The following is a 22382-nucleotide window of genomic DNA, read 5'->3' as shown; positions in this document are numbered from 1 at the left end:
CCTCATTTTCAGGAATTAACAATCATGCAACCACCCCCGATTGCGCCGTCCGAACACTTGTTAGACTATTTAGATTTTGATTTGCTGGCAGGTTCGGCCTGTTGTGCAGTTTTTGGTGAAATTTTCGGTAGCATCGTTAGCCCTATAACACCTGAACCTGTTGGTTTTATGACATTTTGCGGTGCCAATCTCCTGGCTGGCACCCTGAATCGTCGCAGCATTGCCTGGCATCAATACACTAATGTACTACTGCTCAAAAACAAACAGCAGTTAAACAATGCACTAGTGGAAAGGTTTGAACAATTATCGAACAGGCTGAGACAGAATACTTTGAAACTTACCGAAAACCAGAAAAAAATTGAGAATCTTGAAAAGAATATTAAGGAATTGAACAAAAAGCCAATGGACAAGCTGGATCAATTATACAGGGAACAAAAAGAGATTAATGAGAGCTGCAAAACAAATCGCGAGGAAATTGCTGCCCTCCGGGAACTATTAAACAAAGCAACGTTGGTAACTGATCAGCCTGCACCATTGAACCAACTACCCACAGACACTGCACAACAAAAAAACAAGTAGTTGCCCTGGATAGCTCCAATAAAGTTACTCATACAGCAGTTGGCAATCCTTGCTGGGTGATAATACCAGCAAGACAATCAGGTGTTTGATGTAGTTTTCATCCTGTCCTCTGGGACAATAGAACAGCTAATAAACGCACCGGGCCGAGGCATTCTTGATTGATGTCAATACAAAGCGAGGGTTGTCACCCATCTGGTTCACTTCAGCCTTATATATGACACGTGTATCCAGCCCTTTCCAGCTCTTTGCCTGATACTGAGCCTCGCCATACAGACGCACCCGGTAAGGTATCGGTAATTTATTTAATCGGGCGTAAGCTGTACGTGTTTGCAAACAGTGGCGAGCTTCTGCCATGCTTTCGTCCCGAAGGTGTTTTACCCGGCCGAAGAATGGCTGTGATCAACTTCCCGCTCAAACCTTCAAAAATCATCAGTGGCAAGTAGCAGGTATTGCCGTATTTGGTATTAAACAGACTGTACTGTTGAGCACCGTGGGTCAGGCTGGCCGTGTGATCCAGATCAATGACTGCCAGCTTGGGCGGTTTTTTATAGCTGCTGAGAAAATGCTCTGCAAAGGCGTAGGCCAGGTCGTATATATCCCTGCGGGACAAGCCCTTCCCGAGTCGTGTAAATGTGGGGGCTGATGCCAGATGGGTCTCGGCATTCAGAGGACTGCGACCGACAGCCAGCTTGAACATGGGGTCCTTACGCAAATGGTTGCTGTCATTTGGCATCCTGATAACCGCAGGCCATTTGCAGCACTCTTTGCGTCAGAAGATCCTGCATGGAATGGTCAATATATGATTGGTGTCGTTTGTCCTGGATTGCCTTGACGAGCCGGGGAATTATGAAATCTAGAACCGTGTTCATATTCCGGTGATAAACATTTCAGCAAAATGAACTTCTGAACCGCACAGCAGTCTGCTTTTTATATTTCCATGAATTAATGAAATATAATTATGGACGGAAGCTCTGCCGGTATCAGTGGTCAATACGTAAGATCCGATAATAATCATAACCGAGCGAGTGGCCGTGCTGCTGCTTCGAGGTGTGGACGATACAGACAGGCCACGGTCAGGCAGTGGGATAATAACCCACGCACTAACCCGGGTCGCAATGAATTTTACCATTCTTCTGACACACGCTCTTCTCAATATCTACAGCGCCGTACAGTAAACCCTGCTCAAGATTTTAAGGCGCTCATCAAACAGGAAGTAATGGATGACCTGGTAAGTAAATTGCATCATTTCGGTCATCGCTATGATGGGAGAAATCACGGCCAGTATGCCAATTCAATTAAACAATACACATCCGCTGCAAAAAGACCGTTAAATCGAGCGGAACAAAGCCAGCTGATACGTTTGCTGCAAAATTTTACCATATCACGGCGCTGGGACTGGCGAAGCCTTACGACAACACTCCACTCATTGACTTCAGCGGGTGTTTTTACCCCTCATAAACCCATGGATCAGCGTGTTAAGCGTACTCAGGCTGCCTTACTGTCAACACTACTTGATGCAATCATATTCAAGTGCAACCAAAAACCTCACGCCAGGTATATTGATGCCCAGGGTGTCGCCAACCTGCTGTGGGCCATGGCAAAACTGGTGGACAACGGGCAGGAGCAAACATCAGAACTCAAAGAGACCGTGACCGCCCTGTTGCACCGAGTGAACGCACAGAAAGCCCAATTTAATGCCCAGCATATTGCCAACTTGTTGTGGGCCATGGCGAAACTAATGGCCAACGGGCAGGAGTGGACACCAGAGCTTAAAGAGGCCGTGTCCGCACTGTTGTCCCACGTAAACGCACAGCAAGCTAACTTTAAACCACAGGAAATCGCCAACCTGCTGTGGGCCGTGGCGAAACTGGTGGACAACGGGCAGGAGCAAACACCAGAACTCAAAGAGGCCGTGGCCGCGCTGTTGCCCCACGTGAACGCACAAAAAGACCAATTTATTCCTCAGGGTATCGCCAACCTGCTGTGGGCCATGGCGAAACTGGTGGACAACGGCCATGAGCAGACACCAGAGCTCAAAGGGGCTATTGCCGCGTTATTGCCCAACGTGAACACTCAGAAAGCTAACTTTAACCCACAGGAAATCGTCAACCTGCTGTGGGCCGTGGCGAAACTGATGGACAACGGGCAGAAGAGGACACCAGGTCTCAAAGAGGTAGTGGCCAGGTTATTGCCCCACGTGAACGCACAGAAAGACCAATTTAATACTCAGGGCATAACCGGCCTGCTGTGGGCCATGGCAAAACTGGTGGACAACGGGCTGGAGCTGACACCAGGGCTCAACGAGGCCGTGGCCGTGCTGTTGCCCCATGTGAACGCACAGAAAACTAACTTTAAGCCAAAGGAAATCGCTAACCTGCTGTGGGCCATGGCAAAACTGATGGACAACGGGCTGGAGCAGACACCAGAGCTCAACGCGGCCTTAGTCGTGCTGTTGCCCCGCGTAAACACACAGAAAGCTAACTTTAAACCACAGGGAATCGCGAACCTGCTGTGGGCCATGGCGAAACTGGTGGACAACGGCCAGAAGCAGACATCAGGGCTCAACGAGGCCTTAGGCGCATTGTTGCCCCACGTGAATGCACAGAAAGCTAACTTTAAACCACAAGGTATCGCCAACCTGCTGTGGGCCATGGCGAAACTGGTGGACAACGGGCAGGAACTGACACTTGGGCTAAAAGAGGCCGTGGCCGCGTTGTTGCCCTACGTGAATGCACAGAAAGACCAATTTATTCCTCAGCATATCGCCAACCTGCTGTGGGCCATGGCGAAACTGGTGGACAACGGGCAGGCGCTGACACCAGGGCTCAAAGCAACCGTAGCCGCGCTGTTGCCCCACTTGAAAGCACTGAAAAACCAATTTATTCCTCAGCATATCGCCAACCTGCTGTGGGCCATGGCGAAACTGGTGGACAACGGGCAGGCGCTGACACCAGAGCTCAAAGCGGCCGTGGCCACGCTGTTGCCCCACTTGAAAGCACTGAAAGCCAACTTTAACCCCCAGGAAATCACCAACCTGCTGTGGGCCATGGCGAAACTGGTGGACAACGGGCAGGCGCAGACACCAGAACTCAAAGAAGCCGTAGCCGCGCTGTTGCTCCACATGAACGCACAGAAAGACCAATTTAATGCCCGGGATATCACCCACCGGCTGTGGGCCATGGCGAAACTGGTGAACAACGGGCAGGAGCAAACACCAGGGCTCAACGATGCCTTGACCGCACTTTTGTCCCAAGTGAACACAAGCAAAGACCAGTTTATTCCTCAGTATATCTCCAACCTGCTGTGGGCCATGGCGAAACTGGGTGAACTCGTTGAGCTGAATGTGGTTAAATCCACGACTGAACATCTTGTCTACCAAATCAGTCAATACCCTCAGTTATCTCAGCAAGATATATCGATGTCTCTCTGGGGAGTGATGGTATGCTGTGCCAGGTTGTCTCTGGAATCCAATGCCAATAAAAATAATTTGCTTGAAAAGCACATGGATGAACTGTTTACTCGTCTGGAAAATACATCTCCGTATAATGTAGAGGATCAATCCGTTATTGCCATAGCCGCCAGTTGGCTTGGCAGAGCGTGTCCGATCGTCCCCCATTACCAGACTAACCTGTCAAAACCTCAAGCCGACTTCCGCAATCGACTCCAATCATGCATTCCCTCTTTGCAGATTGAAGAAGAAAAAAGTCTGAACTCATTACCTCCGGTTGACATGCTACTGCCAGACCACAACATGGTGATTGAAGTTCAGGGACCGTCTCATTACGTGAGTGGTGATTTCAACACCAGGAATGGTTCGACTCTGCTGAAAATCGCACTGCTGCAAAAATCAGGATTTGAAGTCATTGAAATCCCGGTTAACCAGCTCAGGAGCCAGAATTCAATGAAACTATGTATTGATGAAATAAAGACCCGGATAGACATCCCGCCACAGGGTCATGGCTCTGTATCACTTAAAAGCGGGTCGGCAGATGAGAAATACGGCACTGCTTATATATGAACATTTCAGCAAAATGAACTTCTGAACTGCACAGCAGTCTGCTTTTTATATTTCCATGAATTAATGAAATATAATTATGGACAGAAGCTCTGCCGATATCAGTGGTCAATTCGCAAGATCAGATAATGATTATAACCGACCGGGTGGCCATGCCGCTTCTTCAAGGCGTGGACGATACAGACATGCCACGGTCAGGCAGTGGGATGATACCCCACGCACTAACCCGGGGCGTAATACATTTTACCGTTCTTCTGACGCATGCCCTTCTCAACATCTACAGCGCCGTTCAGTACACCCTGCTCAAGATTTTAAGGCACTCATCAAACCAGAAATAATGGATGACCTGGTGAGTCAATCGGATCATTTCGGTCATCGCTATGATGGGAGAAATCACGGCCTGTATGCCAATTCAATTAAAAAATACACATCAGCTGCTAAAAGACCGTTAAATCGAGCGGAACAAAGCCAGCTGATGCATTTGCTGCCAAATTTCACAGTCACGCGGAGCTGGAATTGGCGAAGCCTGACGACCACACTTCATTCATTGACTTCAGCGGGTGTTTTTACCCCTCATAAACCTATGGATGGGCGTGTTAAGCGTACTCAGGCTGCCTTATTGTCAACACTACTTGATGCAATCATATTCAAGTGCAACCAAAAACCTCAGGCCAGGGATGTTGATGCCCAGGGTGTCGTCAACCTGCTGTGGGCCACGGCAAAACTGGTGGACAAAGGGCAGGAGCAAACACCAGAACTCAAAGGGGCTGTGGCCGCGCTGTTGCCCCACGTGAACGCACAGAAAGCCCAATTTAATGCCCAGCATATTACCAATTTGCTGTGGGCCATGGCGAAACTGATGGCCAACGGGCAGGAGTGGACACCAGAGCTTAAAGAGAACGTTTCCACACTTTTGTCCCACGTATACGCACAGAAAGCTAACTTTAAACCACAGGAAATAGCCAACCTGTTGTGGGCCATGGCGAAGCTGGTGGACAACGGGCTGGAGCAGGCACCAGAGCTCAAAAAGGCCGTGGCCACGTTGTTGCCCCAGGTGAACGCACAGAAAGCTTACTTTAAACCACAGGAAATCACCAGCCTGCTGTGGGCCATGGCAAAACTGGTGGACAACGGGCAGGAGCTGACACCAGGGCTCAAAGAGGCCGTGGCCGTATTGTGGCCCCACGTGAACGCACAGAAAGCTAACTTTAAGCCACAGGAAACTGCCAACCTGCTGTGGGCCATGGCAAAACTGGTGGACAACGGGTTGGAGCAGGCACCAGGGCTCAAAGCGGCCTTAGCCGTGCTGTTGCCCCACGTGAACGCACAGAAAGTCCAATTTAATGCCCAGAATATCGCCAACCTGCTATGGGCCATGGCAAAACTGGTGGACAACAGGCTTGAGATACCAGGGCTCAAAGATTCCGTGGCCGTGCTGTTGCCCCCTGTGAACGCACAGAAAGCTAACTTTAAGCCACAGGAAACTGCCAACCTGCTGTGGGCCATGGCAAAACTGGTGGACAACGGGCTGGAGCAGGCACCAGGGCTCAAAGCGGCCTTAGCCGTGCTGTTGCCCCACGTGAACGCACAGAAAGTCCAATTTAATGCCCAGAATATCGTCAACCTGCTGTGGGCCATGGCGAAACTGGTGGACAACGGGCTGGAGCAGATACCAGGGCTCAAAGAGGCCTTAGGTGCATTGTTGCCCCACGTGAATGCACAGAAAGCTAACTTTAAACCGCAAGGTATCGCCAACCTACTGTGGGCCATGGCGAAACTGATGGACAACAGGCAGGAGCAGACACCAGGGCTCAAAGCGGCCGTAGCCACACTGCTGCCCCACGTGAAAGCACTGAAAGCTAACTTTAAACCCCAGGAAATCACCAACTTGCTGTGGGCCATGGCGAAACTGGTGGACAACGGGCAGGCGCAGACACCAGAACTCAAACAAGCCGTGGCCGCGCTGTTGCCCCACGTGAACGCACAGAATGACCAATTTAATGCCAAGGATGTCGCCATCCAGCTGTGGGCCATGGCGAAACTGGTGATCAACGGGCAGGAGCTGACGCCAGAGCTCAACGAGGCTTTGACCGTACTTTTATCCCAAGTGAACGCAAAGAAAAACCAGTTTATTCCTCAGCATATCTCCCACCTGCTGTGGGCCATGGCGAAACTGGGTGAGCTCGTTGAGCTGAATGTGGTTAAATCCACGTCTGAACTTCTTGTCTACCAAATCAGTAAATGTCCTCAGTTATCTCAGCAAGAAATATCGATGTCTCTCTGGGGAGCATTGGTATGCTGTGCCAGGCTGTCTCCAGACTCCAATGCCAATAAAAACAGCTTGCTTGAAAAGCACATGGATGACCTGTTTACTCGCCTGGAAAATGCATTCCCAAATAATGAAGAGGATCAATCCATCATTGCCATGGCCGCAAGCTGGCTTGGCAGAGCGTGTCCGATCGTCCCCCATTACCAGACTAACATGTCAAAACCTCAAACCGCCTTCCGCGATCAACTTCAATCATGCATTCCCTCTTTAAAGATTGCCGCAGAAAGGAGTCTGAACTCATTACCTCCGGTTGATCTGCTACTGCCAGATCACAATATTATTATTGAAGTTCAGGGCCCCTCTCATTACCTGTGTGGTGATTTCAACACCAGGACTGGTTCGACTCTGCTGAAAATCGCACTGTTACAAAAAGCAGGATTTGAGGTCATTGAAATCCCGATTAACCAGCTCAGGAGCCAGGATTCAATAAAACGATGTATTGATCAAATAAAGACCAGAGTGGACATCCCGCCGCAGGGCCATGGATCTGTATCACATAAAATCGGGTGGGCAGATGAGGCAAACGCTACCGCCGATAAAGGGGATCAATCCTCAGATCACTGTTACCTGGCCGCCGAAGAACATTTAGAAAAGCAAACAGGCAAACCAAAAAAAAGAAAAAGGAAGAGAAAAAAAAGGCAATAAGTAGTTGGCTAAAATGATTTGAAAATAACGGATTGGTGGCATCAGAAGTAGATGTGTATCCCCAACGGCTTGGTTTTATAGGCATTTCAGTAAAATGAACTTCTGAACAGAGCAGCAGTCTGCTTTTTATACTTTCATGAATTAATGAAATATAATTAGTGTCTGTCAGAAAACCCATGAATAATCCGACTCAATAGGCACTGACAAAATTTTTTTGAAAACAAAACAGGCCGCTCATGCCTGTCGCCCCCCTTTTTTGATCAAAATTTAATCATTTTCCCGTTTTTCGGGTGCCCGTAATCTTCACCCAACGATGATCGTTTGTTTTCTGGTACGCTTCTCCGTTCAGGCTGCTTTTTTGACAGCCTGACTGGATTGCTTTTGCAGTATAGAGCCCAAGCGGTGCAGATTGGTTCCTAAAACCGCCAGGCCAACATACCGACGATAACCGTCAATCCCTGAGTCCGGACACCTGTCCAGCCCGTGCTGCTCAAGTGCATTAATGTCGGACTCTACCGCGGAATGCTTCTTCATTGCCCTGACAAACTCAGGGTGTCGTTCACGCTTCCGGTCTTGTTCAGACCACCGCCCCTTTTTGGGTAAGACGGCTCGGTCAAGAAATGTTTCCAGCTTTTCAAGGTTCTCTTTTGACCAGAATCCCCGGTCATAACTGACCTGCGATACTTCAGGAAACCGCTGTTTTGCGCCTTTAGCAATGGCTACAGTCACCTGGTCATCAGTCTGTTTTTCCATGACCAAATGGTGAAGGGTGAAACCAAACTGATCTTGCAGTACACACACCCTGAGACCAAGTTCTACAGGAACGCCTGCTTTTCCTTTACTGATCCATTCCGTATGGCGTTCAAATAACGAAAAAACCTTCTCACTGTGCGGAATGGTTTCATGGTTCAGTACACGACGGATAATCAGTTGACACTGGTAGTCTGCATCTTTTATCCAGCGCTCCAGCTCTTCCAGTCGTAAGTCTCCGGGTATCCGTGCTTTCAAGAGATTCAAGGTTATTTCAGCCTTGCGGATAAGCTTCTGGCTGTAGGCTACATACTCAGCATGGACGGTTTCGATATCATGCTGTCGTGCTTCACGAAGCGACTCATTGGACGACGTTGACCGTTTCAGGTTACGGGCTTTGTGAAAACGCTTTTTGTGCTGATCCTGCAAGTACTTGCTCTGTCGCCACAGGCTTTCCTGCTGCTCTGACGACAGGCAGGCTGCCCACTCGATCATCTTGCGAACGGCATCCCGGAGCAGGTTAATATCCGTTGGAAAGTGGGCATTGGTTTTTACGACAAACGAGTCAGCGCGGGCGCATATCCGGTCTTCTTTTTTTTTACCAGCTGGTGACCGGAATTGACCACAATCTGGTTGATCCCGTCCAGTATTTCCGGGGTGAACAGGGCGATATTATCCTGCAAAGTCTGGATGTGATAAGAGTGGGTACAGTACGGTCCGTGTCCGAGCATTTGCCGCAACGTACCGTGTTCATTGGCCAGCTCCTGAAGGCGGTCGTAGTCGCAGTTGATGGTCAGACGCAGGGTGCCAAAAATCAGTATTTTCCAGAGATCCATACCAGGGCGGCCATTGTCACGGCTGGCGGGTATCATTCGCTCAAGGGCTTGGAAAACCTGCGCTCTCAGCTCTGGGGTGACCCAGATATGCTGAAAAGCCCGCAAGAGGCGGGGTATGTCGTCCCTGGATTTGGGGTTGAAGGTGATGGCAGAGATATCGACCTCGCCTAACTGCATTTGTGGCTTGATGGTTTGGCGCATGAGTGAGAAAACAGCCTGTCAGTGGAAAACTTCAATGATTAAGTTAGGCCACAGACTCCTGTTTTCAAGGACTGATGGTTTTTCGGACAAGCACTATTTATGGACAGAAGCTCTGCCGGTATCAGTGGTCAATACGCAAGATCAGATAATGATTATAACCGACCGGGTGGCCATGCTCCTTCTTCAAGGCGTGGACGATACAGACATGCCAAGGTCAGGCAGTTGGATGATACCCAACGCACTAACCCGGGGCGTAATACATTTTACCGTTCTTCTGACGCATGCCCTTCTCAACATCTACAGCGCCGTTCAGTAAACCCTGCTCAAGATTTTAAGGCGCTCATCAAACAGGAAATGATGGATGATCTGGTGAATAAATCGGATCGTTTCGGTCATCGCTATGATGGGAGAAATCATGGCCTGTATGCCAATTCAATTAAAAAATACGCATCAGCTGCTAAAAGACCGTTAAATCGAGCTGAACAAGGCCAGCTGATACGTTTGCTGCAAAATTTTACCGTAACACGGCGTTGGAACTGGCGAAGCCTGACGACCACGCTTCATTCATTGACTTCAGCGGGTGTTTTTACCCCTCATAACCCCATGGATCAGCGTGTTAAGCGTACTCAGGCTGCCTTACTGTCAACACTACTTGATGCAATCATATTCAAGTGCAACCAAAAACCTCACGCCAGGTATATTGATGCCCAGGGTGTCGCCAACCTGCTGTGGGCCATGGCAAAACTGGTGGACAACGGGCAGGAGCAAACATCAGAACTCAAAGAGACCGTGACCGCCCTGTTGCACCGAGTGAACGCACAGAAAGCCCAATTTAATGCCCAGCATATTGCCAACTTGTTGTGGGCCATGGCGAAACTAATGGCCAACGGGCAGGAGTGGACACCAGAGCTTAAAGAGGCCGTGTCCGCACTGTTGTCCCACGTAAACGCACAGCAAGCTAACTTTAAACCACAGGAAATCGCCAACCTGCTGTGGGCCGTGGCGAAACTGGTGGACAACGGGCAGGAGCAGACACCAGAACTCAAAGAGGCCGTGGCCGCGCTGTTGCCCCACGTGAACGTACAGAAAAACCAATTTAAGGCCCAGGGTATCGTCAACCTGCTGTGGGCCATGGCGAAACTGGTGGACAGCGGGCAGGAGTGGACACCAGGGCTCAAAGAGGCCGTGGCCGCGCTGTTGCCCCACGTGAACGCAAAGAAAGACCAATTTAATGCCCAGGGTAACGCCAACATTCTGTGGGCCATGGCGAAACTGGTAGACAACGGGCAGGAGTGGACACCAGGGCTCAAAGAGGCTGTGGCCGCGCTGTTGCCCCACGTTAACGCACAGAAAGACCAATTTAGTGCCCAGGATATCGCCAACCTGCTGTGGGCCATGGCGAAACTGGTGGACAACGGGCAAGAGTGGAAACCAGTGCTCAACGAGGCCGTGGCCGCGCTGTTGCCCCATGTGATCGCACAGAAAGACCAATTTAATGCCCAGGGCATTGTCAACCTGCTGTGGGCCATGGCGAAACTGGTGGACAACGGCCAGGAGCAAACACCAGAGTTCAACGAGGCCGTGGTCGCGCTGTTGCCCCACGTGAACACACAGAAAGACCAATTTAATGCCCAGGGCATTGTCAACCTGCTGTGGGCCATGGCGAAACTGGTGGACAACGGCCAGGAGCAAACACCAGAGTTCAACGAGGCCGTGGTCGCGCTGTTGCCCCACGTGAACACACAGAAAGACCAATTTATGCCTCAGCATATCGCCAACCTGCTGTGGGTCATGGCGAAACTGGTGGACAACGGGCTGGAGCAGATGCCAGTGCTCAACGAGGCCGTGGCCGCGCTGTTGCCCCACGTGGACACTCAGAAAGACCAATTTATTCCTCAGCATATCGTCAACCTGCTGTGGGCCATGGCAAAACTGGTGGACAACGGGCAGGAGCAGACACCAGGTCTCAAAGAGGCAGTGGCCGCGCTGTTGCCCCACGTGAACGCAAAGAAAGACCAATTCAATGCCCGGGATATCGCCAACCTGCTGTGGGCCATGGCGAAACTGGTGGACAACGGGCAGGAGCAGACACCAGGTCTCAAAGAGGCCGTGGCCGCGCTGTTGCCCCACGTGAACGCAAAGAAAGACCAATTCAATGCCCGGGATATCGCCAACCTGCTGTGGGCCATGGCGAAACTGGTGGACAACAGGCAGGATCAGACATCAGAGCTCAACGAGGCCGTGACCGCGCTGTTGTCCTACGTCAACATACAGAAAGCTAACTTTAAACCACAGGGTATCACCAATCTGCTGTGGGCCATGGCGAAACTGGTGGACAACGGGCAGGAGCGAACACCGGGGCTCAACGAAGCTGTGGCCGCGCTGTTACCCCACGTAAACACACAAATAGCGAACTTTAAACCACAGGAAATCGCCAACCTGCTGTGGGCCATGGCGAAACTGGTGATCAACGGGCAGGAGCAGACACCAGAGCTCAACGAAGCCGTGACCGCACTTTTGTCCCAAGTGAACGCAAAGAAAGACCAGTTTATTCCTCAGCATATCGCCAACCTGCTGTGGGCCATGGCGAAACTGGGTGAGCTCGTTGAGCTGAACGTGGTTAAATCCACGACTGAACTTCTTGTCTACCAAATCAGTAAATGCCCTCAGTTATCTCAGCAAGATATATCGATGTCTCTCTGGGGAGTATTGGTATGCTGTGTCAGGCTGTCCCAAGATGCCAATGCCAATAAAAACAGCTTGCTTGAAAAGCACATGGATGGCCTGTTTACTCGCCTGGAAAATGCAGCCTCAAACAATGGAGATGAACAATCCATCATTGCCATGGCCGCAAGCTGGCTTGGCAGAGCGTGTCCGATCGTCCCCCACTACCAGACAACCATTTCAAAAACTCAAACCGACTTCCGCGATCAACTTCAATCATGTATTCCCTCTTTAAAGATTGAAGCAGAAAGGAGTCTGAACTCATTACCTCCGGTTGATCTGCTACTGCCAGACCACAATATTATTATTGAAATTCAGGGACCCTCTCATTACGTATGTGGTGATTTCAAAACCAGGACTGGTTCGACTCTGCTGAAAATCGCACTGCTGCAAAAAGCAGGATTTGAGGTCATTGAAGTCCCGGTTAACACGCTTTGGAACCCGGATTCAATAAAACGATGTATTGATCAAATAAAGACCAGGGTGGACATCCCGCCACAAGGCCATGGCTCTGTATCACATAAAATCGGGTGGGCAGATGAGGCAAACGTTACCGCCGATAAAGAATGGCAATCCTCAGATCACTGTTACCTGACCGCCGAAGAACATTTAGAGAAGCAAACAGGCAAACCAAAAAAAAGAAAGAAAAAAAAGCCAATAACCTCTTCCCTTTCCTCATGACTCAAGAACTGTATTCATATTCCAGGGAAGGAGCGCCAGCGTTGAATACCTGTTGCCCAAAATGATTTGAAAATAACGGATTGGTGGCATCAGAAGTAGATGTGTATCCCCCAACGGCCTGGTTTTATAGACATTTCAGTAAAATGAACTTCTGAACAGAACAGCAGTCTACTTTTTATATTTTCATGAAGTAATGAAATATAGTTATGGATAGAAGCTCTGCTGGTATCAGTGGTCAATACGCAAGACCAGGCAAGAATTACAACAAACCGGATAACCATGCCACTTCTTCAATGCGTGGACGATATAGACAAGCCACAGTCAAACAATGGGATACTCCCCCCCACTCTGCCACGGGGCGCAATGGATTTTACCATTCTTCTGCCCCATGCTCTTCTCAATATGTACTGCTCCGTTCAGTAAACCCTGCTAAAGATTTTAATGCGCTCATCAAACCAGAAATAATGGATGGCCTGGTGAGTAAATCGGATCATTTCGGTCATCACTATGATGGAAGAGATCACGGCCTATATGCCAGTTCAATTAAAAAATACACGTCAGCGTCTAAAAGACCGTTAAATCGAGCTGAACAAAGCCAGCTGATACATTTGCTGCAAAATTTCACAGTCACACGGAGCTGGAATTGGCGAAGCCTGACGACAACATTTCATTCATTGACTTCAGCGGGTGTTTTTACCCCTCATAAGCCCGTGGATGAGCGTGTTAAGCTCACTCAAGCTACTTTATTGTCCACGCTATTTGATGCAATAACGTTCAAGTGCAACCAAAAACCTGAAGCCAGGGATATCGATGCCCGGGGAATCGTCAACCTGCTGTGGGCCATGGCAAAACTGGTGGACAACGGGCAGGAACGGACACCAGAGTTCAAAAAGGCCTTGGCCGCCCTTTTGCCCCACGCAAACACACAGAAAGAGCAATTTGTTCCTCAGCATATCGCTAACCTGCTGTGGGCCATGGTGAAACTGGTGAACAATGGGCAGGAACAGACACCTGGTCTGAAAGAAGCCGTGCTTGCACTGTTGCCCCACGTGAAAACACAGAAAGACCAATTTATTCCTCAGCATATCGCTAACCTGCTGTGGGCCATGGCGAAACTGTTGGACGACGGGCAGGAGTGGATACCAGGGCTCAAAGAAGCTCTGGTTGCGTTGTTGCCCCACGTGAGCGTACAAAAAGTTGGCTTTAATCCACAGGAAATCGCTAACCTTCTGTGGGCCATGGCTAAATTCGTGGTCAACGGGCAGGAGCAGCCCCCAGGGCTCAACGAAGCCGTGGCCGAGCTGCTGCCCCACGTCAACGCGCAGCAAGACCAATTTAATGCCCAGGATATCGCCAACCTGCTGTGGGCCATGGCGAAACTGGTGATCAACGGACAGGAGCGGACACCAGAGCTCAAAGAAACCCTGGCCACGCTAATCCCCCTGGTAAACACACATAAAGACCGGTTCAATCCCCAGGGTATCGCCAACCTGCTGTGGGCCATGGCGAAACTGGTGGACAACGGGCTGGAGCGAACACCAGAACTTAACAAAGCCGTGGCCGGGCTGCTGCACCACGTAAACGCACAGGCTAACAAACCACAGGAAATCTCCAACCTGCTCTGGGCCATAGCGAAACTGGTGGACAACGGGCTGGAGCGGACACCAGAGTTCAAAGAGGCCCTGGCCACGCTGTTGCCCCAAGTGGTCGCACAAAAAGCTAACAGTAAACCACAGGAAATAACCAACCTGCTGTGGGCCTTGGCGAAACTGGTGGACAACGGACTGAAGTGGACACCAGAGCTCAAAAAAGCGGTAGCCAGGCTGTTGCCTCACGTGAACGCACAGAAGGCTAACTTTACACCACAGGGTATTGCCAACCTGCTGTGGGCCATGGCGAAACTGGTGGACAACGGGCTGGAGCAAACACCAGAGCTCAAAGAAGTCGTGGCCAGGCTGTTACCCCACGTGATCGCACAGACAGCTAACTTTAACCCACAGGGTATTACCAACCTGCTGTGGGCCATGGCGAAACTGGTGGACAGCGGGCAGGAACGGACCCCGGAACTCAACGAGACCATGGCCGCGCTGTTGCCACACGTGAACGTAAAGAAAGACCAATTTAATGCCCAGGAAATCGCCAACCTGCTGTGGGCCATGGCGAAACTGGTGGACAACGGGCTGGAGTGGACAGCAAGGCTCAACCAGGCCGTGGCCGCACTGTTGCCCTGCGTGAACGCACAGAAAGACCAATTTATTCCTCAGCATATCGCCAACCTGCTGTGGGCCATGGCGAAACTGGTGGACAACGGGCTGGAGCAGACAGCAGAGCTCAAAGCGGCCATGACCGCGCTGTTACCCCACGTAAATGCACAGAGAGACCAATTGGTTCCTCAGCATATCGCCAACCTGCTGTGGGCCATGGCGAAACTGATAGACGGCAGGCAAGAGTGGCTCCCGGGGCTCAACGGGGCAGTCGCCGCTCTGCTGCCCTGCGTAAACGCACAGAAAGACCAATTCAGTGCCCAGGGCATCACCAACCTGCTGTGGGCCATGACCAAACTGGTGGACAACGGGCTGGAGCAGACACCAGAGCTCAAAGCGGCCCTGGCCGCGCTGTTTGCCCACATGAATGCACAGAAAGAACAATTTAATGCCCAGGGTATCGCCAACCTGCTGTGGGCCATGGCAAAACTGGGTGAGTTCGTTGAGCTGGGTGTGGTGACCTCTACCTTTGAATCTTTTGTCTACCGAATCAGTGGCAACCCTCAGCTCTCTGAGCAAGAGATATGGATGTCTCTCTGGGGAGTCATGGTGTGCTGTGCCAGGCTGTTTCTAGACTCCCATGCTAAAAATAACGTGCTTGAAAAGCACATGGATGACCTGTTTACTCGCCTGAAAAATACCTCCCCGAATAATGAAGAGAATCAATGCACCATTGCCATGGCCGCCAGTTGGCTTGGAAGAGCGTGTCCGGTCACCCCCCATTACCAGGCAATCATTTCAAAACCTCAAAGCGTCGTCCGAGATCAACTCCAATCATGCATTCCATCATTAAAGATTGAAGAAGAAAAGAGTCTGAAATCATTACCGCCAGTCGACCTGCTACTGCCAGATCACAACATTGTGATTGAAGTTCAGGGACCATTTCATTACGTGAGTGGTGATTTCAAAACCAGGAATGGGTCGACTCTGCTGAAAATCGCACTGTTGCAAAAAGCAGGATTTGAAGTCTTTGAAATCCCGACTAACACGCTTTGGAAACCGGGTTCAATAAAACGATGTATTGATCAAATAAAGACCAGGGTGGACTTCCCGCCACAGGATCATGCCTTTGCATCTCATAACACCGGGTGGCAATCCTCTGATCACCGTTACTTAACCGCCGAAGCACATTTAGAAAAGCAAAAAGGCAAACCCAAAAAAAGAAAAAGGAAGAAAAAAAAGCCAATAACCGCTTAAATTTATAAACATTTAAGCAAAATGAACTTCTGAACTGCACAGCAGTCTGCTTCTTATATTTTCATGAATTAATGAAATATAATTATGGACAGAAGCTCTACTGGTATCAGTGGTCAATACGCAAGATTGGATAATGATTATAACCAGCCGAATGATCATGCCGATTCTTCAAAGCGTGGTCGATATGGACATTGTTCAGTCAGACAGTGGCATAATCCCCCCCGCACAAACCCGGGGCGTAATGAATTTTATCGTTCTTCTGACGTATGCCCTTCTCAACATCTACAGTGCCGTTCAGTAAACCCTGCTCAAGATTTTAATGCACTCATCAAACCAGAAATAATGGATGATCTGGTGAATAAATCCTATCATTTCGGCCACCGTTATGATGGAAGAAATCACGGGCAATATGCCATTTCAATTAAAAAATACACGCTAGATGCTGAAAGACCGTTAAACAGGACTGAACAAAGCCAGCTGATACATTTGCTGCAAAATTTTACCGCAACACCGAGTTGGAATTGGCGAAGCCTGACGTCAACACTTCATTCATTGACTTCAGCGGGCGTTTTTACCCCTCATAACCCCATGGATCAGAGTGTTAAGCTTACTCAAGCTGCCTTATTATCAACGTTACTTGATGCAATAATATTCAATTGCAACCAAAAACCTCAAGCCATGGATATTGAAGCCCGGGCAATTGCCAACCTGCTGTGGGCCATGGCGAAACTGGTGGACAACGGGCTGCAGCGGACACCAGAACTCAAAGAGGCCGTGGCCGCGCTGTTACCCCAGGTGAGCGCACATAAAGACCAGTTTATTCCTCTGAATATCACCAACCTGCTGTGGGTCATGGCGAAACTGGTGGACAACTGGCGGGAGCGGACGCCAGCGCTCAACGAGGCCATAGCCGCGCTGTTGCCCCGCGTGAACGCACAGAAAGACCAATTTAATGCCCAGAGTATCACCAACCTGCTGTGGGCCATGGCGAAACTGGTGGACAACGGGAAGGAGCGGACACCAGCGCTCAACGAGGCCGTGGCCGCGCTGTTGCCCCTCGTGAACGAACAGCAGGCTCACTTTACACCACAGGGTATCGCCAACCTGCTGTGGGCCATGGCAAAACTGGTGGACAACGGACAGGAGTGGACACCAGCGCTCAACGAGGCCGTGGCCGCGCTGTTGCCCCTCGTGAACGAACAGCAGGCTCACTTTAAACCACAGGGTATCGCCAACCTGCTGTGGGCCATGGCAAAACTGGTGGACAACGGACAGGAGTGGACACCAGCACTCAACGAGGCCGTGGCCGCGCTGTTGCCCCTCGTGAACGCACAGAAAGCAAACTTTAAACCACAGGGCATCGCCATCCTGCTGTGGGTCATGGCGAAACTGGTGGACAACGGGCTGGAGCAGACACCAAATCTCAAAGAAGCCGTGGACGCCCTGTTGTCCCAGGTGAACGCACAGAAAACAAACTTTAAACCACAGGGCATCGCCAACCAGCTCTGGGCCATGGCGAAACTGCTGGACAACGGGCAGGAGCAGACACCAAATCTCAAAGAAGCCGTGGACGCCCTGTTGCCCCAGGTGAACGCACAGAAAGCTAACTTTAAACCACAAGGTATCGCCAACCTGCTGTGGGCCATGGCGAAACTGGTGGACCACGGGCTGGAGCAGACATCAGGACTCAAAAAGGCCGTGGCCGCGCTGTTGCCCTTCGTGAGCACACAGAAATCCCAATTTAATCCCCAGGATACCGTCAACCTGCTGTGGGCCATGGCAAAACTGGTGGACAACCAACAAGAGCAGACACCAGAACTCAACGAAGCCGTGGCCGCGCTGTTACCCCACGTGAGTGCTCAGAAACACCAGTTTATTCCACAGGAAATCGCAAACCTGCTGTGGGCCATGGCGAAACTGGGTGACAACGGGCAAGAACAGGTGCCAGAGCTCAACCGGGCCGTGACCGTGCTGTTGCCCCACGTGAACGCACAGAAAGCTAATTTTAAACCACAGGAAATCGCTAACCTGCTGTGGGCCATGGCGAAACTGGGTGAGCTCGTTGAGCTGAACGCAGTTACCTCTACGTTCGAATCGCTGGTCTACAAAATCAGTGAAAACCCGCAGCTCTCTCAGCAAGGGATATTGATATCTCTCTGGGGAGTCATGGTATGCTGTGCCAGGCTGTTTATGGTCTCCAATGCCAATAAAAATAACGTGCTTGAAAAGCACATAGTTGACCTGTTTACTCGTCTGGAAAAGACATCCCCGGACAATGGAGAGGAACAAACCGTCATTGCCATGGCCGCAAGTTGGCTTGGGAGAGCGTCCCCAGTCGTCCCCCATTACGAGACTTTCATATCAAAACATCAATCCAACTTTCGCCATCAGCTCCAATCATGCATTCCATCTTTGCAGATTGAAGAAGAAAAGAGCCTGAACTCATTACCGCCGGTTGACCTGATACTGCCAGATCACAACATGGTGATTGAAATTCAGGGAAAGTTTCATTACGTGAGTGGTGATTTCAAAACCAGGAATGGGTCGACTCTGCTGAAAATCGCACTGTTGCGAAAAGCAGGATTTGAGGTCATTGAAATCCCGGTTAACCAGCTTTGGAACCCAGATTTAATTATTGATCAAATAAAGACCAGGGTGGCCATCCCACCACAGGGCCATGGCAGTGCATCAGTTAAAATCGAGTGCGTAGATGAGACAAACGTTACCGCCGACAAAGAGTGTCAATCCTCAGATCCACGTTATTTAGCCGCCGGGGAACATTTAGAAAAGCAAACAGACAAACCAAAAAATAGAAAAAAGAAAAGAAAAAAAACTCATAAACATTTCAGCAAAATGAACTTCTGAACAGAACCGCAGTCTGCTTTTTATATTGTCATGAATTAATGAAATATAATTATGCATAGAACCTCTGCTGATATCAGTGGTCAATACGCAAGATCAGGTAGTAATGACAACCAACCGGATAACCATGCCGCTTCCGGAAGGCGTGGACGATATAGAGAGTGTACAGTCAGACAGCGGGATCATCCCCCCCGCCAGAGGCGTAATGTATTTTACCATTCTCCTGGCGCACGCCCTCCTCAAAATCTACTGAGCCGTTCAGTAAACCTTGCTCAGGATTTTAATTCCCTCATCAAAAAAGAAACAATCAATACTCTGGTGAATAAATCGAATCGTTTCGGTCCTGAATATGATGGGAGATATCACGGTCATTATGCCAGTTCAATTAAAAAATACACGTTAGCTGCTAAAAGACCGTTAAATCGAATAGAACAAAGCCAGCTGATGCGTTTGCTGCAAAATTTTACTGTAACGCGGAGCTGGAATTGGCGAAGTCTGACGACAACATTTCATTCATTTACTTCAGCGGGTGTTTTTAGCTCTCATAGATCCCTCGATGAGCGTGTTAAGCGTACTCAAACTGCCTTATTGTCAACGTTAATTGATGCCATCATATTTAACGGCAACCAAAAACCGGAAGCCAGTGATATTGGTGCCCAGGAAATCACTAACCTGCTGTGGGCCATGGCAAAGCAGGTGGACAACGGGCACGAGCGGACACCAGGGCTCAAAGAGGCCGTGGCTGCGCTGTTGCCCCACGTGAAGGCACAGAAAGCTGACTTTAAACCACAGGAAATCGCCAACCTGCTGTGGGCCATGGCGAAACTGGTGAGCAACGGGCAGGAGCAGACACCAGCGTTCAACGAGGCCGTGGCATCGCTGTTGCCTTTCGTGTACGTACAGAAAGACCAATTTATTCCTCAGCATATCGCCAACCTGCTGTGGGCCATGGCGAAGCTGGTGAGCAACGGGCAGGAGCAGACACCAGCGTTCAACGAGGCCGTGGCATCGCTGTTGCCTTTCGTGTACGTACAGAAAGACCAATTTATTCCTCAGCATATCGCCAACCTGCTGTGGGCCATGGCGAAGCTGGTGGACAATGGGCAGCAGCAGACACCAGAGCTCAAAGGGGCCGTGGCCGTGCTGTTACCCCTTGCGAGTGCACAGAAAGACCAATTTATACCTCAGCATATCGCCAACCTGCTGTGGGCCATGGCGAAGCTGGTGGACAACGGGCAAGAGCGGACATCAGTTTTCAAGGGAGCCATAGCCGAGCTGTTGCCCCTCGTGAACGCACAGAAAGGCCAATTTAATGCCCAGGGCATTACCAGCCTGCTGTGGGCTATGGCGAAACTGGTAGACAGCGGGCAGGAGCGAACACCGGAGCTCAACGAGGCCGTGGCTGCGCTATTGCCCCTCGTGAACGCACAGAAAGGCCAATTTAATGCCCAAAGTATCGCCAACCTGCTATGGGCCATGGCGAAACTGCTGGACAACGGGCTGGATAGGATATCAGAGCTAAAAAAGGCCGTGGCCGCGCTGTTACCATACGTAAACACACAGAAAGCTCAATTTAAACTACAGGAAATCGCTAACTTGCTGTGGGTCATGGCAAAACTGGTGGACAACGGGCAGAAACAGACGCCAGAGTTCAATGAGGCCGTGGCCGCGCTATTGCCTCATGTGAACGCGCAGAAAAGCCAATTTAATGCGCAGGATATCGCCAACTTGCTGTGGGCCATGGCGAAACTGGTGGACAACGGGCAGGAGTGGACACCAGAACTCAAAGCGTCCGTCGCCGCGCTGTTGTCCCAAGTGAACGCACAGAAAGACCAATTTACTGCCCAGGGTATTGCCAACCTGCTGTGGGCCACGGCGAAACTGGTGGACAACGGGCAGGAGCAGACACCAAGTCTCAAAGGGGCCGTGGCCGCGCTGTTGCCCTACGTGAACCCACCGAAAGACCGATGTACGCCTCAGGATATCGCCAACTTGCTGTGGGCCATGGCGAAACTGGTGGACAACGGGCAGGAGTGGACACCAGAACTCAACGAAGCCGTGGCCACGCTATTACCCCACGTGAGTGCACAGAAAGATCAATTTATTCCACAGGAAATCGCTAACCTACTGTGGGCTATGGCGAAACTGGTTGACAATGGGCATGAGCAGACACCTGAGCTCAACAAGGCCGTGACCGTGCTGTTGCCCCGGGTGAACGCACAGACAGCTAACTTTAACCCACAGGAAATCGCTAGCCTGCTGTGGGCCATGGCGAAACTGGGTGAGCTCGTTGAGCTGAACGTAGCTACATCCACGTTCGAATCGCTTGTCTACAAAATCAGTGAAACCCCCCAGCTCTCTCAGCAAACAATATTGTTGTCTCTCTGGGGAGTAATGGTGTGCTGTGCCAGGTTGTCTATGGTCTCCACTGCCAATAAAAATAATGTGCTTGAAAAACACATGGATGACCTGTTTACTCGCCTGGGAAATACATTCCCCGACAATGATGATGATCAATCCATCATTGCCCTGGCCGCAAGTTGGCTTGGGAGAGCGTCCCCAGTCGTCCCCCATTACCAGACTACCGTATCAAAACGTCAATCCGACTTTCGCGATCAGCTCCAATCATGCGTTCCCTCTTTGCAGATTGAAGAAGAAAAGAGTCTGAACTCATTACCCCCGGTTGACCTGCTGCTGCCAGATCACAACATGGTGATTGAAGTTCAGGGCCCCTCTCATTATGTGGGTGGTGATTTCAACACCAGAAATGGTTCGACTCTGCTGAAAATCGCACTGTTGCAAAAAGCAGGATTTGAGGTCATTGAAATTCCGGTTAACAGGCTTTTGAATCAAGATTTAATGAAACCATATATTGATCAAATAAAGACCAGGGCAGGCATCCTGCCACAGGAGCATGGCTCTGTATCACTTAAAAGAAGGTGGGCAGATCAGGAATACATTACTGCTGATAAAGGCAGGCAACCCTCAGATCATGGTTACTTGACTGGCAAAGAACCTTCAGAAGAGCAAATCGGCAAACCAGCAAAGAGGAAGAGAAAAAACAGCCAGTAATTTCTGCCCTTCGATCATGACTCAAGAACCATTTGCACATTCCCGGGAAAGAATGCCAGCGTTGAATATCTGTTACCCATGCGTCCTGCCCCGGATGATTTGAAAATAACGGAGACACCAGGAGCCTGTCCGAGAATAGACTGCCCTACTGCGGTGGCAGCAAAATGAACTTCTGAACAGAGCAGCAGTCTGCTTTTTATATTCTCATGAATTAATGAAATATAATT

The 22382-nt window shown here is 50.2% G+C and carries 10 protein-coding genes; 7 read left to right on the top strand and 3 right to left on the bottom strand.

Translation table 11 applies throughout. The annotated features are described in order from the left end of the window. Window positions 1–24: 24 nt before the first annotated feature. Window positions 25–579 (top strand): hypothetical protein, encoded by a 555-nt coding sequence (locus tag ACO6UX_RS23540; protein ID WP_422450732.1) that lies wholly within the window; start codon window positions 25–27, stop codon window positions 577–579. A gap of 126 nt (window positions 580–705) precedes the next feature. On the opposite strand, the gene ACO6UX_RS23535 is transcribed toward ACO6UX_RS23540, so the two are convergent. Together ACO6UX_RS23535 and ACO6UX_RS23530 are read right to left on the bottom strand one after the other, a co-directional pair. Further along, window positions 706–933 (bottom strand): transposase, encoded by a 228-nt coding sequence (locus ACO6UX_RS23535; protein WP_422450731.1) that lies wholly within the window; start codon window positions 931–933, stop codon window positions 706–708. Further along, entirely contained in the window at window positions 878–1312 is a 435-nt protein-coding gene (locus ACO6UX_RS23530; RefSeq protein WP_422450730.1) for a transposase, read from the bottom strand. Before ACO6UX_RS23530 ends, ACO6UX_RS23535 begins: the two co-directional genes overlap by 56 nt. A 225-nt stretch (window positions 1313–1537) precedes the next feature. On the opposite strand from ACO6UX_RS23530, the gene ACO6UX_RS23525 reads away from it, so the two are divergent. Together ACO6UX_RS23525 and ACO6UX_RS23520 are read left to right on the top strand one after the other, a co-directional pair. After that, window positions 1538–4597, top strand: coding sequence for a DUF1601 domain-containing protein (locus ACO6UX_RS23525; RefSeq protein ID WP_422450729.1), 3060 nt, complete (start codon window positions 1538–1540; stop codon window positions 4595–4597). Window positions 4598–4673: 76 nt separating this feature from the next. After that, on the top strand, window positions 4674–7568 hold the full coding sequence (locus ACO6UX_RS23520) for a DUF1601 domain-containing protein (protein ID WP_422450728.1): 2895 nt from the start codon (window positions 4674–4676) through the stop codon (window positions 7566–7568). Window positions 7569–7913: 345 nt separating this feature from the next. Here ACO6UX_RS23520 and ACO6UX_RS23515 read toward each other — a convergent pair. Next, window positions 7914–9355 (bottom strand): ISNCY family transposase gene (locus ACO6UX_RS23515; RefSeq protein WP_422448707.1). Its coding sequence is split into 2 segments (ribosomal slippage): window positions 7914–8920 and window positions 8920–9355, totalling 1443 coding nucleotides; the frame shifts between segments, so codons are not numbered across the junction. Window positions 9356–9454: 99 nt separating this feature from the next. On the opposite strand from ACO6UX_RS23515, the gene ACO6UX_RS23510 reads away from it, so the two are divergent. The 4 genes from ACO6UX_RS23510 (at window position 9455) to ACO6UX_RS23495 (ending at window position 22155) form a co-directional block, all read left to right on the top strand. Then, the gene (locus tag ACO6UX_RS23510; RefSeq protein ID WP_422450727.1) at window positions 9455–12760 is read left to right on the top strand and encodes a DUF1601 domain-containing protein; all 3306 of its coding nucleotides are present in this window, start codon (window positions 9455–9457) and stop codon (window positions 12758–12760) included. Window positions 12761–12966: 206 nt separating this feature from the next. Continuing rightward, on the top strand, window positions 12967–16221 hold the full coding sequence (locus ACO6UX_RS23505; RefSeq protein WP_422450726.1) for a DUF1601 domain-containing protein: 3255 nt from the start codon (window positions 12967–12969) through the stop codon (window positions 16219–16221). Between the two features lie 84 nt (window positions 16222–16305). After that, the gene (locus ACO6UX_RS23500; protein WP_422450725.1) at window positions 16306–19086 is read left to right on the top strand and encodes a DUF1601 domain-containing protein; all 2781 of its coding nucleotides are present in this window, start codon (window positions 16306–16308) and stop codon (window positions 19084–19086) included. A gap of 51 nt (window positions 19087–19137) precedes the next feature. After that, window positions 19138–22155 carry a DUF1601 domain-containing protein gene (locus ACO6UX_RS23495; protein WP_422450724.1) on the top strand — a complete coding sequence of 1006 codons (3018 nt, stop codon included), beginning with the start codon at window positions 19138–19140 and terminating at the stop codon, window positions 22153–22155. Window positions 22156–22382 lie beyond the last annotated feature (227 nt).

It is taken from the genome of Endozoicomonas sp. ALB091 (assembly GCF_049310265.1).
Lineage (GTDB): Bacteria > Pseudomonadota > Gammaproteobacteria > Pseudomonadales > Endozoicomonadaceae > Endozoicomonas.
Note: the sequence above shows the minus strand (reverse complement) of the source record. Positions and strands in the feature narration are given on the sequence as shown.